The sequence below is a fragment of the Binatus soli (SeqCode) genome (assembly GCF_050015535.1).
Taxonomy (GTDB): Bacteria; Desulfobacterota; Binatia; order Binatales; family Binataceae; genus Binatus; species Binatus soli.
Genome location: NZ_JBEKBF010000003.1, coordinates 1 through 14,351, shown reverse-complemented (window position 1 = coordinate 14,351; position 14,351 = coordinate 1). Strand labels below are relative to the sequence as shown.

The 14,351-nt window shown below is 61.3% G+C and carries 15 protein-coding genes and 1 pseudogene; 3 read left to right on the top strand and 13 right to left on the bottom strand.

Going from position 1 to position 14,351, the window contains the following annotated elements:
- Positions 1 to 4 precede the first annotated feature (4 nt).
- On the bottom strand, positions 5 to 589 hold the full coding sequence (locus tag ABR989_RS02710; protein WP_428125577.1) for an LOG family protein: 585 nt from the start codon (positions 587 to 589) through the stop codon (positions 5 to 7).
- A 185-nt stretch (positions 590 to 774) separates the two neighbouring features.
- Between ABR989_RS02710 and ABR989_RS02705 the strand changes: the two genes are divergently transcribed.
- The gene (locus tag ABR989_RS02705; RefSeq protein ID WP_428125576.1) at positions 775 to 2,100 is read left to right on the top strand and encodes an MFS transporter; all 1,326 of its coding nucleotides are present in this window, start codon (positions 775 to 777) and stop codon (positions 2,098 to 2,100) included.
- Positions 2,101 to 2,199: 99 nt separating this feature from the next.
- Positions 2,200 to 3,474, top strand: coding sequence for an acyl-CoA dehydrogenase family protein (locus ABR989_RS02700; protein ID WP_428125575.1), 1,275 nt, complete (start codon positions 2,200 to 2,202; stop codon positions 3,472 to 3,474).
- Between the two features lie 22 nt (positions 3,475 to 3,496).
- On the opposite strand, the gene ABR989_RS02695 is transcribed toward ABR989_RS02700, so the two are convergent.
- Genes ABR989_RS02695 through ABR989_RS02675 form a run of 5 tightly spaced genes read right to left on the bottom strand, consistent with a single transcriptional unit; the run spans position 3,497 to position 8,258 of the window.
- Positions 3,497 to 3,844, bottom strand: coding sequence for a hypothetical protein (locus ABR989_RS02695; protein WP_428125574.1), 348 nt, complete (start codon positions 3,842 to 3,844; stop codon positions 3,497 to 3,499).
- The gene (locus tag ABR989_RS02690; protein WP_428125572.1) at positions 3,844 to 4,191 is read right to left on the bottom strand and encodes a hypothetical protein; all 348 of its coding nucleotides are present in this window, start codon (positions 4,189 to 4,191) and stop codon (positions 3,844 to 3,846) included. The genes ABR989_RS02695 and ABR989_RS02690 overlap by 1 nt, the downstream gene beginning before the upstream one ends.
- A 17-nt stretch (positions 4,192 to 4,208) precedes the next feature.
- Positions 4,209 to 5,840 carry a phytoene desaturase family protein gene (locus ABR989_RS02685; protein ID WP_428125571.1) on the bottom strand — a complete coding sequence of 544 codons (1,632 nt, stop codon included), beginning with the start codon at positions 5,838 to 5,840 and terminating at the stop codon, positions 4,209 to 4,211.
- Positions 5,841 to 5,853: 13 nt separating this feature from the next.
- The gene (locus tag ABR989_RS02680) at positions 5,854 to 7,491 is read right to left on the bottom strand and encodes a phytoene desaturase family protein (protein ID WP_428125570.1); all 1,638 of its coding nucleotides are present in this window, start codon (positions 7,489 to 7,491) and stop codon (positions 5,854 to 5,856) included.
- The gene (locus tag ABR989_RS02675) at positions 7,488 to 8,258 is read right to left on the bottom strand and encodes a MerR family transcriptional regulator (RefSeq protein ID WP_428125569.1); all 771 of its coding nucleotides are present in this window, start codon (positions 8,256 to 8,258) and stop codon (positions 7,488 to 7,490) included. The genes ABR989_RS02680 and ABR989_RS02675 overlap by 4 nt, the downstream gene beginning before the upstream one ends.
- Before the next feature lie 69 nt (positions 8,259 to 8,327).
- Here ABR989_RS02675 and ABR989_RS02670 point away from each other — a divergent pair, with 69 nt between their 5' ends.
- The gene (locus ABR989_RS02670; RefSeq protein ID WP_428125568.1) at positions 8,328 to 8,678 is read left to right on the top strand and encodes a cupin domain-containing protein; all 351 of its coding nucleotides are present in this window, start codon (positions 8,328 to 8,330) and stop codon (positions 8,676 to 8,678) included.
- Between the two features lie 367 nt (positions 8,679 to 9,045).
- Here ABR989_RS02670 and ABR989_RS02665 read toward each other — a convergent pair whose 3' ends face one another.
- The 7 genes and pseudogenes from ABR989_RS02665 to ABR989_RS02635 all read right to left on the bottom strand — a co-directional run.
- Positions 9,046 to 9,873, bottom strand: a complete 828-nt coding sequence (locus ABR989_RS02665) for a nucleotidyl transferase AbiEii/AbiGii toxin family protein (RefSeq protein WP_428125566.1) — start codon at positions 9,871 to 9,873, stop codon at positions 9,046 to 9,048.
- Positions 9,874 to 9,923: 50 nt separating this feature from the next.
- Positions 9,924 to 10,550: a type IV toxin-antitoxin system AbiEi family antitoxin domain-containing protein gene (locus ABR989_RS02660; RefSeq protein ID WP_428125565.1), complete on the bottom strand. Its 627-nt coding sequence runs from the start codon at positions 10,548 to 10,550 to the stop codon at positions 9,924 to 9,926.
- 437 nt (positions 10,551 to 10,987) lie between these two features.
- Positions 10,988 to 11,593 (bottom strand): CRISPR-associated protein Cas4, encoded by a 606-nt coding sequence (gene cas4 / locus ABR989_RS02655; RefSeq protein WP_428125563.1) that lies wholly within the window; start codon positions 11,591 to 11,593, stop codon positions 10,988 to 10,990.
- A complete protein-coding gene (gene cas2, locus ABR989_RS02650; protein WP_428125562.1) occupies positions 11,586 to 11,864 on the bottom strand; it encodes a CRISPR-associated endonuclease Cas2 in 279 nt (92 codons plus the stop codon). The genes cas4 and cas2 overlap by 8 nt, the downstream gene beginning before the upstream one ends.
- A gap of 21 nt (positions 11,865 to 11,885) precedes the next feature.
- Positions 11,886 to 13,064 (bottom strand): CRISPR-associated endonuclease Cas1, encoded by a 1,179-nt coding sequence (gene cas1 / locus ABR989_RS02645; RefSeq protein ID WP_428125561.1) that lies wholly within the window; start codon positions 13,062 to 13,064, stop codon positions 11,886 to 11,888.
- A 34-nt stretch (positions 13,065 to 13,098) separates the two neighbouring features.
- Positions 13,099 to 13,686 carry a hypothetical protein gene (locus ABR989_RS02640; protein ID WP_428125560.1) on the bottom strand — a complete coding sequence of 196 codons (588 nt, stop codon included), beginning with the start codon at positions 13,684 to 13,686 and terminating at the stop codon, positions 13,099 to 13,101.
- 221 nt (positions 13,687 to 13,907) lie between these two features.
- A pseudogene (locus ABR989_RS02635) lies at positions 13,908 to 14,351 on the bottom strand (hypothetical protein); the annotation flags it as partial.

Sequence of the window (14,351 nt, the reverse complement as noted above, 5' to 3'; positions counted from 1 at the left end):
CGCTTCACAGCGCGGCGAAATTGCGATTTTCGTGCGGCCACGGCGGCGCACCGGCGATCGCGTCGAGCACATCCTCGGGTCGTTCGACGAGCGACCACATCGCACGATGACGCTTGTCCATGAAACGCCGCTCGATGCAGCTTTCCAAGAATGCCACGCACGGCGAATAGAAGCCAAGCGTGTTGACCAACACGATCGCCCCGCCGAACAATCCAAGCCGCTTCCATGTGATCGCTTCGAACAGCTCCTCGAGCGTGCCGCATCCGCCCGGCAGCGCGATTACCGCGTCGACTTCGTCGATCATCAGGCGCTTGCGCTCGTGCAGGTCATTTACGATCAGCAGCTCGGTCAAACCGCGATGACCCCATTCGAGGTTGTACATGAAACGCGGCAGGACGCCGATCACGCGGCCACCTTCGGCCAGCGCCGCGTCCGCAAGATGACCCATCGAGCCGACGCTGCCGCCGCCATAGACCAACGTCACCTTGTTGCGCGCCAGCGTGCGGCCCAGGCGCCCGGCGGCGTCGTGATAAGCGGGATCGCACTGACGGCTCGACGCGCAATAAACGCAAACTCGCTTGATAGCCATCGCGCGATCGTATCCGACCGATTCGCGCCCATCCAGATACCGCGCGACTGCCGCTCATGCGAGCGAGCCTGTTGCAGCTCGGGAAACCCGGCTTGCCGGGAGATTCATGATCTGAGACCTTTAGCGAACCGACGTGCGCCTTGCGCGCGCAAGCATCCGCGATGCAGGCCGCTCATCCAAACAGCTTGTCAGAACAACCGAAATTAGCCCCGTGGATCCCGCGGCCGCGCCGCTACCTGGCTGCTCTGTTCGCGATGCTGATGTCGGCTACGATTTTCGAAGGCTACGACATCACGATCTTCCACCTGGCGACGCCTGAAATCGCGCGGACCTTTCACATGGCCAACCCTGCCATCGGACTGATGGCGACGATCGTGCGGTTTGGCGGGATGCTATCGTTCTTCGTGGTAATCCTCGCCGATCGTTACGGCCGAAAACCGATCATCTCCACGACCGTACTTTGTTACACGATTTTCACTTTGTTCACGGCGCTCTCGACCGGTGTGAAGTCGTTCACGATTTTTCAAAGTACGGCGCAGATATTTCTCGCGGCCGAGTTCGGGATTGCCGTCACAATGATCAGCGAGGAGTTTCCCGACGCGACACGCGGGCGCGCGATCGCGGGGCTGCACATGGTTGCGTTTCTCGGGGTGACCGCCGCCGCGCTTAGCTACGCGATCATAGCGGAGTCGCGATGGGGATGGCGCGGCATGTACCTGCTGGGGATCGCGCCGCTGGTGATGATCGCGTTTTTGAGGCGCGGACTGCGCGAGACTGCGCGCTTCAATGCGCTCGAGCGGGCGCGGGCTGCGGCTGGCCTGCCACGTCCCGAATTCTGGACGTCGATTCGCAATTCCCTGGCGCCGCTTGCCGGTCCGTATCGCTCGCGCCTGCTGGTCATGGCCGGGCTGTGGAACTCGATCGGATTGATCGGCGGCCCGACGGTTACCTACTTCAGCCTTTACGCCCGCCGCGATCATCATTGGAAATCGCACCAGGTCGCTGCGGCGATAATTCTCGCCTACGCGATGGGCACGGTCGGCAGCCTGTTGAGCGGATTTCTGATGGACCGGCTGGGACGAAAATTTACGACCAGCTTCTTCTACCTGATGTCGGCGGCCGCAATGTACGTGCTGTTCACCAGCGACAGTTACGGCGCGATCCTTGCGGGCGAAGTCGTCACAATGTTTGCGTATCAAGCGGCGCGCACCGCGACCTCGGCGCTGTCGACCGAGTTGTTTCCGACCTCGATTCGAGCGACCGGATATAGTCTGTGCGTGCAAGTGATTGGGCAGATCTGCTGGATGCTGTCGCCGGTCATTATCGGGCTGCTCTCGGGGCGGCTCGGCGGCTTGGGCAACGCGGCGTCGCTGTTTGCAGCCGGCCCGCTGGCTGGCGTCGCGATCGTGCTGTGGTTCGTCCCCGAGACTCGCGGCAGGACATTGGAAGAACTCTCGCCAAGCGCCGGAGAGACCCCTCCAGCCAAATCGGCGCCGATCGCGCCGGCCTGATCGCATCCGTACACACCGATCGAGCGCCGATTGCGCTTCCGTTCGAAACCGCACTCTGTTACGCCTCGCTCATAATGTAATTGCCCCAGGAGAAACGCCGTGGATTTTAATATTCCCGCCGATGTCACAGCCTATCTGGCCGAGCTGGATGCGTTCATCGAGAAAGAGATCAAGCCGCTCGAACGCGAGAACGACAACATTCGTTTTTTCGATCATCGCCGCGAATGGGCACGCACCGACTTCGAACGCGACGGACTGCCGCGCCATGAGTGGGAAGCGCTGCTGGGCGAGATGCGCCGGCGCGCCGACAAGGCGGGACACTATCGCTACGCGCTGCCCAGAGAATACGGCGGCAGGGACGGCACCAACCTCGCGATGGCAATCATCCGCGAGCACCTGGCGGCCAAGGGACTCGGGCTGCACAACGATTTGCAGAACGAAAGCTCAATCGTCGGCAATCTGCCGACGGTGCTGATGTTTCGCGACTTCGGCAACGAGCAGCAGAAGAGGGAATTTATCCCCAAGCTGCTGGACGGTTCGATGCGGGTCGCGTTCGGACTCACCGAACCCAAGCACGGTTCCGACGCGACCTGGATGGAGACGCGCGGAGTTCGCGACGGCGATCACTGGCTAATCACCGGCGCCAAGATGTGGAATACGGGGCTGCATGTCGCCACCCACGATTTCGTGTTCGCGCGGACCAGCGGCAAAGACGGCAGCCCGCGCGGCATCACTTGCTTCATCGTTCCGACCAAAAGCGCAGGCTTCAAGATCGAAGAGTATTTGTGGACGTTCAACATGCCTACCGATCACCCGCGCGTCTCGCTGACCGACGTCGCGGTGCCGGCCGACTCGATTCTTGGCGATCCGGAAAACGGGCTGGCGGTGGCGCAGCATTTCGTCCACGAGAATCGCATTCGCCAGGCGGCGAGTTCATTGGGTGCGGCGCAATATTGCATCAACGAGAGCGTGAAATACGCCAAGGGTCGCAAGCCGTTCGGAAAACCACTGGCGAGCAACCAGGCGATTCAATGGCCGCTGGTCGAGCTGCACACCGAAGCCGAGATGATCCGCAACCTCATCCACAAGACCGCGTGGCAGATGGATCAAATGTCGAAGCCCGAGGTCGCGCTGAAACTTTCCGACAAGGTCGCCATGTGCAACTACCGGGCGAACCGGTTGGTGTGCGAAGCGGCGGATCGCGCGATGCAGGTGCATGGCGCGATCGGGTACTCGCGGCATAAGCCATTCGAGCACATTTTCCGGCATCACCGGCGCTATCGCATCACGGAGGGATCGGAGGAAATCCAGATGCGACGCGTGGCGCAATATCTGTTCGGATTTTTCAAAGACCGAAAGCAGGCCGAAGAATGAAGCGTTCGCGCGACCGGTCGATTCAGTCTCCGGCCGGCGATCGGCCCAGCCGGGCGCCGGCGGCGCGCCGCATCCAGACCGCGGGCAGGCGTGCGGCAAAGTCGATATAGAACAAGGACAGGTGCCAGCCGGCCCTGAACGCAAGGCCGAATCTTCGCCTGCGCAGCAAGTAGCGAATCATCGTCGGATGAAGCGTGAGCTCGACGAAATCGAGCCAGTCGGTCTCATCCATCGTGATCGTGTAAGCCCATCCGAGCGGCGGCCTCACCTTTCCCGAGAGCACCATCGCAGGACCTTCGATCGCAACGGTCTCCCTCCCGCAGTCCATCGCGAGGCATCGCTTACCGAGGCCTTTTGACCAAAATCTCATCAGGCTTCAACTCCCGCTCCCGCATCTTCCTCGCTCGCCGCGGCCAGCGGCTCGGGTAATCCCCGGCGCAAGGGATGAAAGATCAGTTTCAGCGCGGAGCGCGCCGCTTTTCCGAAGAGTCCCAATCCCAGGCGCTCGGCGAGGTAGCCGACGACGGCGGGATCGCGGGCCAGGATAACGAAGTTGAGGAGGTCTGCGTCCTCCAGCTCGGCGCGGTAGGTCCAGTTGACTTTTTTTTCCTTGATCATTCCTTCGAGAACGACGCAGTCAGGCGCCTCGGTGATCCGCGCTTCGGTGAAGCGGAATGGCAGAGTGATTTTTCCAAGCCCCTTGGAGGCGAGTCTCATCGTAGATCGCCTCGCCGCTACGAAGCGGCCCGCTCCGAAGCGGGCAGGTAGCCCGCTTTGCGCGCGAGAACCACAATCTCAGGCTCGCGCCACCAGATTGGAAGGCCGAGATCTTCGGCGACGACCCGGGCGGAGTTATAGCCCGGCCCCATTATTACCATCCCGCCCGGATGCACGCTCGAGCCTCCTACGTAAAGGCCCGGGATCGGCGTGCGATAGCTGGAGCATTCGGGGAAAGGCCGGTTGTAGCCCATCTGTAGCGAGGTATAGGCGCCGTGCTTGATCGAGCCGCGCTTCATGGTCGGGAGCTGGGCTTCGATATCTTTGGGCGACCAGGCGACCGACACGCGGATGTTGGCCTGCTTGAGGTTCGGCGCGTAGCTGCTCCAGAAGTCGAGCGCCCGCTTCGCGTACCCCTCCCTTTCCTTGTCCCACGGGGCGTCGTACGGGGCCCAGGATTCCCAGCGCAGCGTATGAGGGGTGCCGAAAGTCACGTGATGCGGTGCCATCAGCGGATCGTGCATCGAAGCGACCGTGCCGTGCCCCGCCATCCGGGAGAAGTCGCCTTGCTCGACTTCGCGGATATGCGCGAGCACATCGTCAACGCTCTCGTAGCCCATGACCGTGATGAGCGAGCGATCGACAACTTCCGGGTAGCCCTCGTAACGCGGCGGTGCGCCGAGCACACCCCAGTTGGCGACGAACAGGCTCCACTTCTCCCATTCGTAATTCTGCGCTCCTTCGCGAAGCTCGGGCGCGATCGTGTCGCCGCTGAGGAGCTGCAGAAAGGTCTGCTCGGGGTTGAGCGTGCTCACCACGGCGCGCGCTTTGAGCGTTGTTCCGTCCTCGAGCTCGACCCCCGTCACCCGTTTGTCGCTCAACACCAGCCGGCGCGCGCCCTTGCCGACGACCACGATGCCGCCCGCCTCCTCGATTTGCCGCCGCAGGACCGAGGAGAGCTGATGCGATCCGCCGCGCACCAGCGCGCTGTGAGTCAGCCGCGACAGATAAATCGGCGCCATGAAACCCATGCCGCCCTCGTCCGGCTCGAGCCCGAACATCGAGCTCAAGTAAAGCAGCCCCGCGTTCACGCGAGGATCGTGGAAGCCGAAGGATTCAAGATATTCAAGCGGCGTCATCTCCGAGATTTCGGCCATCCGCTCTCCGAGCGCACCGGCCTCCCGAAACAGCATCATCTGCTCGATCGGCTCGACCGGCGGGACGAAGGTTGCCGGGATGAGGATCGCCTCGCACAACTGGTCGACCTCCTTGCGGAACTTGGCGTAACGTTCGGCGTCAACCGCGCTCAGCGCGGCGACGCTTTGCACAGAGCGTGCGGGATCCATGAAAAGCGTAAACGACTTGCCTCCCGAAAACAGAAACGACACCTGCGCCTCGGGGTACGCGAAACGCACGCCCTCCGCACCGAGCTCGAGATCGCCATAGGGCGGCATCAGTTCGCCGAGCATCATGTAGGTGGCGTGGTAATTCATCTTGAAGCCGGCGAGTTCCTGGGTCACCAGCCCGCCGCCGGTCTCGAGGTTGCGCTCGACCACGGCGACCCTTGCGCCCGCCCGCGCCAGGTAGGCCGCGCAGGTAAGCCCGTTCGGACCCGCGCCCAGCACTACTGCGTCGAACTCCTGAACCATGAGTCCCTCCTCCTCACCTGCCGAGATGCGAGGCGATCTGATCGAACGGATGGTGCCGCCACCATTCCTGCTTGCGGACGCCCAAGTCCTCGGCCACGCAGCTCGCGGTGATGTAGCCGGTGGCGAGATGGGTCAGAGAGCCCGGCCAGACCCCGTTGCTGAAGTAGAGGCCCGCAATGCGGCTCCGGTTCGGCATCCGCCCCATGTACCATTGCGCCCCGCTCACGTCCCCGCCGAGTTCATGCCCGTAGATCGCCGAAGGGTTTCGCCGCCAGTTGTCGAGCGGAGTCGAGTAGGTGCTCGCCAGGACAAGCTCCCTGAACCCCGGCGCCAGCGCCTCGATTTGGCCGAGGTGGTTTTCGTGCAACCGGTCGGTGATCTCGCGATTGTCCCAGGCTTGGATGCCGCCGTAGCGGCGCAAATTGACCGGGTACTCGATCTCGAACACCATCGCGCACTTGCCGTCGGGCGAGCGGCGGCTGGGGTCAACCGCCGCGAGGTTGTACATCTCAGCAACGTCGGCCGCGACTGCAAACAGCTCTTCATTCCTGGTGTACTGCAGCGAGCGCGCGGCGTGATCCCAGGAGTCCCAGGCCCGCACCGGGTAAGGGCATTTCATGATGTCCGGGTTCCACGAGGCAGAGCCCCAATGGGCAGGCTCCTTGAGCAGGAAGTAGGAAGTGAAGGCGCAATGGCCGGTCATATCCCAGTAGTTCATCTTGCGCTGCAACTCGGCATCGCCGCGTGCGACTTCGTCGTTGCCCAGCATTTTGAGCGCGATCGGGGGACTGGTGTGCATAACCACGGCCTTGCGCGCTTTTATCTCGCGCGGCCCGAAGGCCGAATCCTCCTCCAGCACGACACCGTCGGGGCGGCCCGCCGCCCAGGTCACCTTCGCCACCGGCGCGTTGAGCATCAGGGTGCCACCGTGATGGCGATAGCATCGGACCAGGGCGTGAACCAGGTTATGCATCCCGCCCTTCGGCACCCCGATGGCGAGTCCCCAGCCGAGCAGGGTCATCACGGCGCCTTCGCCCTTCTCCGCCGGGTCTCCGAATACACCGATGTTTGCCATCCCCAAAAGGCTCGTGCGCACGTACTCGTTCTCGTAGAGCAGCTCGAGCAGCTCCATCCCGTTCATCGTTCTCAAGTCGCGCGGGCTGAAGCCGACGATGCTCCCGAGTGAAAACAGGAAATCCTCGCCCTCCGGTGAGGGAGCGGTGAAAACGGCGCGCTCGACAATCTCCGGCACTCGCGGCGCGATTTGCCCTGCGATCCGGAGGTAGGTCTTGGCGTCCTTCTGCGAGTATCTGGCGATCGCCTTGGCGGTCTTTTCACGGTTGAAGGTGTAGTAGATGAGGTTTTTGTCGGGCCATACGGTGGCGCCGCCCACCTCGGGGAAGATCATCTCGAATCCGAACGAGCTGAGATCGAGGTCGCCCCACACCGGGCTCATCGGCAGGAAGCACACACCAGCGTGGGTATCCACCGGCACTCCGGCGCCGAAAATGTCCTCGGTGAGCGCGAACGGACCGCATTCGTTGCGCTTCTCGATCACGGCTACTTCCAGCCCGGCCTTGGCAAGGTACGCTCCGCAGGCGAGCCCGTTGACTCCGGCCCCGACGATCACCACGTCGTAACTGTCCTTCATGCTTTTGGCCTCCGTCGTGATGGCCGGCGCCCGTTCGCGGCGGACACCGGGCGCGCGCTTGCCCGGGAAAGCTCGCCGAGCCGCTCCCGAACCATCCGGTAGTGCAGCGCGGTCAGAAGTTTGGACGAAGCGTCGATCGATGCGGTCGCCAGGCGAACTTCCTCGTCGGGCGGCACGCGTCCCAACACTTTCTCGTTGAACGTGGCGAACTCGAGGTCGATGAGCTTGGCGAGGATCGTAGGGTAGAAGCCCAACTGGTCGACCGAAAAGCCCATACGCCCATCCAGACCCGCCTGCCGCATGGCATGAACCGCGCCGACTATCGCTGCTTCGTCTACGGTAAACGGCTTGCCGCCTGCCGAAAGAAGGCCCTGTCTGACCAGCGCCTCCACCACCGCGGCTGAAAGCGGATAGCGGCGCAGAACCTCTTCGCGCGGCTCACGTCTATCGGCAACGTCCATCCCATGCAGGAGTCTCAGGTCTGCTTCGCGAAGGTGCTCCGAGCCGCCGTCGTCGAGCAGTTTCTTGATCACGCCCAGGGGGATGAATCGGTCGGTCTGAAGCGTCTTGATCTGCGCGATCCGCTCGACGCAGGCTGGGTCGTAGTAGGCCATCCGCCGGTGCGGCCTTTCGGGCTCGGGCAGCAGGCCCAAGGCGACGTAATGATGGACCGTGGGAGCAGTCACCCCGGTGCGTCCGACGAGCTGGCGGATGGTGAGGCCGCGGCGCGGCGGCCCTTCTTGGAGCGATTTCGCTGGGCTTCTCATTGGTGTGTGAGGTATCACCTAATACATGACACGAGTAGTGTCAAATGACGGCAGGAGGAAAACGATACGATGACGAACCCTCAAGACGAAAAGACAGCCCAGAAGTTCACGGCGGGCAATGCGCTCGAGTTGGTGGCCTACCAGGCCGGGGCGGTCGTGAGCCGGGAGATCGTCAAGAAGAAGACCGGCACGGTGACGCTATTTGCCTTCGACAAGGCCCAGGGCCTCAGCGAGCACACGGCGCCATTCGACGCCCTCGTCCAGGTGCTGGACGGTGTGGCCGAGATAACCGTTGGCGGCGTGCCCCACCGCCTCGGCAAGGATGAAATGATCCTGATGCCGGCCAACGTGCCCCACGCCCTGAAGGCGGTCGAGCAATTCAAGATGATGTTGGTGATGATCCGCGAGGCAACGGGCTGACGGCACGTGTGGTGGGCGGTGCAGGTTTCGAACCTGCGACCCCCGGCTTGTAAGCTGTGTTCCGGCCAGAAAACGCCGATGCGATTGAGGATCATTCGGTAACGGTTGATAACAGCAAAACCCATGGCGCAGAAGGGGTTTCTCGATCATAGGAGGATGCGACTCAGCACTATCGAGTAGGATGAGCTGACATCGGGATAGGGCACAATTTCGGGCACAAAGGGCACAAAATTGGGCACAGTGATTTGGGACTGCTGAGTAGCTACAGAGCGAAAGGATTTGCCGTCGTTAGGAAGGAACTGACGGCGTGGCGATGGTTTCGGCACCGTTGCGCTCGGGAATGTCGCCGACAATTTCGATAAATGAGTCACTCCCATGAAGCCTTCTCCGGATTCCATCGGCCAGTCGCGCGGTCTGCCAATGCGGGATCGAGCATCGCCGCAGCTTCAGCATAGCCTGCGCGTAAGTCCGGGTCGACGCCGACCTCCTTTGCCAGCTTTCGGTACGGTACCGCCCAATCCGTTGGCGGGGGAGGGAGGCGATCCGGAAGACCTTGTTGACGTCTTCCCTCGAAGACTCCCACGAGTGCACTGCGAAGGCGCGCCGCGTCCAGCACCATGAATTGCTTCACGAGGACAAGATCGACCAGATCTTTTGCGCGACTGCTCCGCTGACCTTGGCCGTAAGTTCTGGTGTACGCATGGACCTTCTCCGCAACGTGTTGTTCGAGCCGCAGGACCGGCACTTCGATCTGTTCGATGCCGGCGAATACCAGAAGATCCGTTCCGCGAATCGGTTCAGGCTTCCATTTCAGGGGGTCTGAAAATCCGATATCGACCATAACTTCCTCGAACCGCCTACCGCCGAGTTCCGCGCGGACGCGGTATCTCACCGCCGCACCCTCAAATTCTTCGCCCGGCGCGCCGATCTTCTCTATATCGAAAGCAAAGAAATCGTCGAGGTCAACAGCTTGGGCGGCTATTAGATCTGAGGTGGCCACCGCCTCGTTGTCGCCGCGAACGAGATCCATATCTTTCGTGGTCCGCGTGCGTTCTCCCAGCCGGAAGTCGAGGGCCAGCGCCCCCTTGAGAACCCAGCGATCTGGCGCAGCGATGGCGAGGCGCACAAGTAGGCGGTCGAAGACGACTGCCTTTCGCAAGCGGACCAGCGAAGTGCCCCTGTCACGCGATCGCATGAGTAGGCGCTGCTCAAGCGCTTGACGAAACGCGGCTCCGCTTCGGTACTTCACTTGCGGCTGCGCTCCTGGATAGCCTGACGGACAAGACGCTCGACGCGGCCTCCGCGCGCCTTCGCAGTAGCGAGCAGTTTTGATTCGGTTGCCATGCCCCGGTCGAGTGCTTGGCTGACTGCTGCCATTATCTGCTCTGGGGCGGTTCCCGCCTGGGCCGCATCTATGATGGAGCGCGCTGGTGCGGTCACTCGGATTCCGTCGCGGACCACGACGTCGGACTTTCCAAGGCGCCGCGTCGTCGTGTGTATCGCGACCCCCGGAGATGCGGAGCGATAACGCCTCACTCGGGGGACGGTGAGATGAACGACCTCGGGCACCACGTCGGAAAGCCCGAGGATGTCGAGTGCGCTGTCATGTGACACTACGGCCACTTCTCTTCCCGTCACAAGCCACGCGGCGACTACGTCCTCGCGTGGTGAACTCGGATATTCGCGAAGTCGGTAGAGCCCTTGGTGGACTCGGAGGAAGCGACCGGACTTGGCGTGATGGGCGAGCAGCGCCTTGCTGAAGCCGAGCGCTCGCGCCTGAGCGGCAGTGAAGTACCCGCCCTGCTCGGAGGCGAGTTCAAAGAGTCGGGCGTGGCTTGGCTTGCTGCCGTTGTCCCCATCGTTGTCATGCATAGGTCAAATTATACTTGACCTTTTCATGACATCAAGTCTCAAAATTGGACCACCTGTGGCCCAGTTCCTTACGCCGTCAATGCCGGGTTCCCACAGAGCGCGCTGGCTTTTCCTTTTCCAAAAGTGATCTCGCCGTTTCGGCGAGCACCGTTTCAGTCCCCTCCTCATCGGGGAGATCGGTGCGACTGGTGGCCGATAGCCTCTTTACTTGCGGACGATTAAGTTTCAGTCCCCTCCTCATCGGGGAGATCGGTGCGACCAAGCACCGATTTCAAGCGCCGCGCTGGCGCTGATCGGTTTCAGTCCCCTCCTCATCGGGGAGATCGGTGCGACGGCCCAATTTGCCCTGTAAAATCGTGGACTTGTGCCGCACCGAAGGTTCCATTTTTTCGCAACAGCCTGAATTGCTTCAAATTGCCTCTCATTTGCGAAATTCCTTACCATATGTCGTCGCAGTAGTTGCGAAACTCGCAACCGACGCAACGCGCGCGCGCCGGCGTAGGTTCCGGCATCCTTTCGCTCCGCACGAAGCCTCTAATCTCGTCGATGGCCGAAATCACCTCCTTCCGTAAGTCATCGCCGATCTCGATTCGTATCAATTCCTTGGACGGCACGAGGTATACGAAAGCGGCTGGCACCGGTCGCCTCAGGTTATCCTCGGTCATAAGCGCGTAAGCCGTCAGTTGGATACGATGGTTGCGTCGGACGCCACCCTCGGTGTCCTTGAAGTCCACCGGATAGCACGCGTCATCCGTCACGATCAGCAGGTCAAGCTTTCCCGAGAGCCCCAGACGCTCGGATTTGACCCACACGCCGAAGCGGCGCTCCCCGCGTTCGAGGCCGTAGCGGCGAAAGCCGCGCCGCTTCTCCATTGCCTCGACTGCTGCTTCGACGTTCTTGCCGCGCTCCATTTTGTAGGTGCGGGTGAATTCCACTGGCATGACGTGCTGGTAGTAGACGATCCGCTTGCAATACGCCCACTGCTTGAGATCGGTCGCAGTGAGTGGCAGCCAGGGCTCGATATGGGCGGCGGTATCAAGCATTTTCGGGATGCACGATTTGGACAATCTCGCGTTTGGCGGACGCGTCCTTTTCGCACAATTGCAGCATGATCACCTTGCCTTCGCTATTGCCGAGTGTATCACCGAGCCGGGCGAACATCTCGTTGCGCCGAGTGGCATCGAGCGGACCACTGAACACGCTGTACTGAACGTGGTCGAGTCCGTAATCCTTGCACACGTCCGCGATCTTGAGCCGGATGCGATCGCTGGTAATGTCGTAGATGATCACGGTGAAGAGTTCCTGTCCTCTCATAAGAGCGCCGTCCTGAGAAGGTCACCACTTGAAGGAAAAGGCCTTGTAGCGCCCTTCGCCACGCAGTGCCGACGCGAGATTGCGTGCCTGTATCTGCACGACGGACTTGAGCTTGTGACGCTGGCCGCGGAAGTTGACCTCGCTTTCCAACCGCTCAAGCACGATCTGCGCAATGGTCCGCCGGCTTGAATCGGTGAGCATTCCCCCTTGGGTCTCGATCGCACTTCCCTTGCCGAGCGCCGCGATAATCGCGCGATCGACCACCGGCTGGCGGAACTCCTCGACCATATCGAGGACCAAGGAGGGTTTGCCTGGGCGGTCGACGTGAAGAAAGCCGGCAAACGGTTCCAGGCCAGCGTTCATGATTGCGCCCCAGACCTGCGTATAAAGCATTCCGTAGCCATAATTGAGCGCGGAGTTGACGGGGTCCGTGGCGCCGCGATGCTCTCTTAGGTCGAACTCGACTTCCTTGGGTAGCAGGAGCCGGAAGCCGCTCCAGTAATTCCTGCCCGAAGAGCCCTCGATCGCGAGCAATGCCTCGCGAGCCTCGTCGATATTTGAGGCGGAGACTTTCGCGGTGCTGTTGCGCCCCTTAATTAACCGCATTGCTATTTCCGACAGTTTGGCGAACGCCTCGGGATCGGCGATCTTGAGATACTTGCCGAAGTAGCGAAGCAGGGCGGCCTGATTGCCGAGCTTGCCACGGACGACCGCCTTGGCGAATTCCACGCCGCGCTCATCGCCATACGCGGCGAGCTGCTCGCGGCGCGTCAGCACTGTGGCAGTCAGCATCGGCGAGGAAAGCATCGCGAACGGTTTGCCGCCGCGGGTGAGAAAGGAGAGGCGGATTCCGCGCTCGCAGCAGGCTTCGATCAAGTCAGTGGAGATCGAGACTCCGTTGGACGCAATCACGATATGGCCGACGCGGAAAAGTGGAAGCTCGATTTGATCGCCGGACGATTTAGGTGGTCGAGGCGCGGCACCGTTGGCGCCGAGATGCCGGAGCGGTTCAGGCGGATGCTTTTCGCCGTTGGAAGTGACGACGGTGAGAGTGGGACGGTGATTATCGACTCCAAGGGGGAGGAAGAGCTGTGGACCGCCCTCGATTAGTTCGAGCCTGGGTTTGGGTCCGCGCACGACGAGGCGATCGCCTTTTTTGGCAAGCATCACGCCGTAGTCCGAAACGATTACGCTGTCCATGTCTCCCCCTCGCGCGAAGCGCGGCTAGGCGGCTCTACTCAGTGCCATAGAGAGTAAAGCCAGGCCCGGTATTCACGACTCCAACCGGCACAATGGTTTCGATAAATCGCCGATGCCGGTTACGGCGGGGAGCCTTCCGCGTATAGGAACTTAGCATCTCGAGGTCGGCATCCGGACCGAAGTCATCAAGCGGAACGATATGGGCGCGGGCCGGCGGAGTCCACGTCCCAGTCCGAATGATGGGTTGGGTAAACTCGGATGCGACGTGCCGCGCGCGATAGGAACGGACGAAGCGCACGAACGATCCTCGTTTGCCGATGTAGCAGATCAGTGGCAGGAGTTGGATCATCTGCCTGGCAAGCAGATCGTCTCCTCTTGCTAAATCGAATGCCCATCTGAGAACGCCTTGCAGATGAGCGATTTCACGATAGGCAATAGTGGAGCCATATGGACTCATGGCATTGGGATCGCGGGATTCCTGTCGCACCTTGACGAAGGTATGCGTCACCACCGCTTTAGGCGTCGGAGCGATCCTCACCTCCACAGGAACCAGATTTCTGAGCAGCAACCCGCATTCAGTGTCGGCAAAACCAGCCCGAAACGCGGCGTCAACCAGCGCCATCTTGATCGCATATGGCGTTGGAATTACGAGAGTACGCCCGACGGAGCTTGTAGCGAGGCTGATCTTGAGGGAAAACAGGGCGGTTGGTTCGAATTCCGCAATCAGCCATCGTCCCGGACCGGGAACTCCGGCTATCCCGGTTTCCTGATCCAATTCAGCGAGGCGAACTGAGCGCGATTCATCATCGGGCGTGTCGGTTTTTGCTTGCGTAGGCATGACTTTCACTCTGGAAGTTCAACTTCGCTGGCGAGATTGGCGAGAACTTTCACGCCATCGGCGAGGCTTTGGAATTGCGCCACATGCACGCTGCCGGTCTTGATTCCATTCAGGACCTCGGCCGCGCTTTGCATCTGCTCGCGATAATCGTGACTGAGCGGGCTTACCGTTGGGGCGGGCAACGAGGTAGCCGATATAGCGACAACACCTTCGCATTTCACGATATGCGGGTTTTGCGTGTTGCGCTGAGCACCGGCGGGTTTCAACAGCGTAGCGGCGAGGGCATGGATCAGTGCCGTCGCACGCGCCTTTCGCGCCTGTGGACTGTTCCCCGTCAGCACAAGTTGGACAGTTTGCAGCGATTGAGGAAGAGAGGGTTTTTGGCTCATCTTAACCCCAAAAGGAGCGGAGATGAGATCGAAAGCAGATACGCATTCGGAGGAAGCGGA

What these genes read in the sequence shown, in the direction of transcription:
- ABR989_RS02710 (WP_428125577.1), bottom strand. Translation starts at nt 589, where the DNA reads ATGGCTATCAAGCGAGTTTGCGTTTATTGCGCGTCGAGCCGTCAGTGC.
- ABR989_RS02695 (WP_428125574.1), bottom strand. Translation starts at nt 3,844, where the DNA reads ATGAGATTTTGGTCAAAAGGCCTCGGTAAGCGATGCCTCGCGATGGAC.
- ABR989_RS02690 (WP_428125572.1), bottom strand. Translation starts at nt 4,191, where the DNA reads ATGAGACTCGCCTCCAAGGGGCTTGGAAAAATCACTCTGCCATTCCGC.
- ABR989_RS02685 (WP_428125571.1), bottom strand. Translation starts at nt 5,840, where the DNA reads ATGGTTCAGGAGTTCGACGCAGTAGTGCTGGGCGCGGGTCCGAACGGG.
- ABR989_RS02680 (WP_428125570.1), bottom strand. Translation starts at nt 7,491, where the DNA reads ATGAAGGACAGTTACGACGTGGTGATCGTCGGGGCCGGAGTCAACGGG.
- ABR989_RS02675 (WP_428125569.1), bottom strand. Translation starts at nt 8,258, where the DNA reads ATGAGAAGCCCAGCGAAATCGCTCCAAGAAGGGCCGCCGCGCCGCGGC.
- ABR989_RS02670 (WP_428125568.1), top strand. Translation starts at nt 8,328, where the DNA reads ATGACGAACCCTCAAGACGAAAAGACAGCCCAGAAGTTCACGGCGGGC.
- ABR989_RS02665 (WP_428125566.1), bottom strand. Translation starts at nt 9,873, where the DNA reads ATGCGATCGCGTGACAGGGGCACTTCGCTGGTCCGCTTGCGAAAGGCA.
- ABR989_RS02660 (WP_428125565.1), bottom strand. Translation starts at nt 10,550, where the DNA reads ATGCATGACAACGATGGGGACAACGGCAGCAAGCCAAGCCACGCCCGA.
- cas4 (WP_428125563.1), bottom strand. Translation starts at nt 11,593, where the DNA reads ATGCTTGATACCGCCGCCCATATCGAGCCCTGGCTGCCACTCACTGCG.
- cas2 (WP_428125562.1), bottom strand. Translation starts at nt 11,864, where the DNA reads ATGAGAGGACAGGAACTCTTCACCGTGATCATCTACGACATTACCAGC.
- cas1 (WP_428125561.1), bottom strand. Translation starts at nt 13,064, where the DNA reads ATGGACAGCGTAATCGTTTCGGACTACGGCGTGATGCTTGCCAAAAAA.
- ABR989_RS02640 (WP_428125560.1), bottom strand. Translation starts at nt 13,686, where the DNA reads ATGGCGCTGGTTGACGCCGCGTTTCGGGCTGGTTTTGCCGACACTGAA.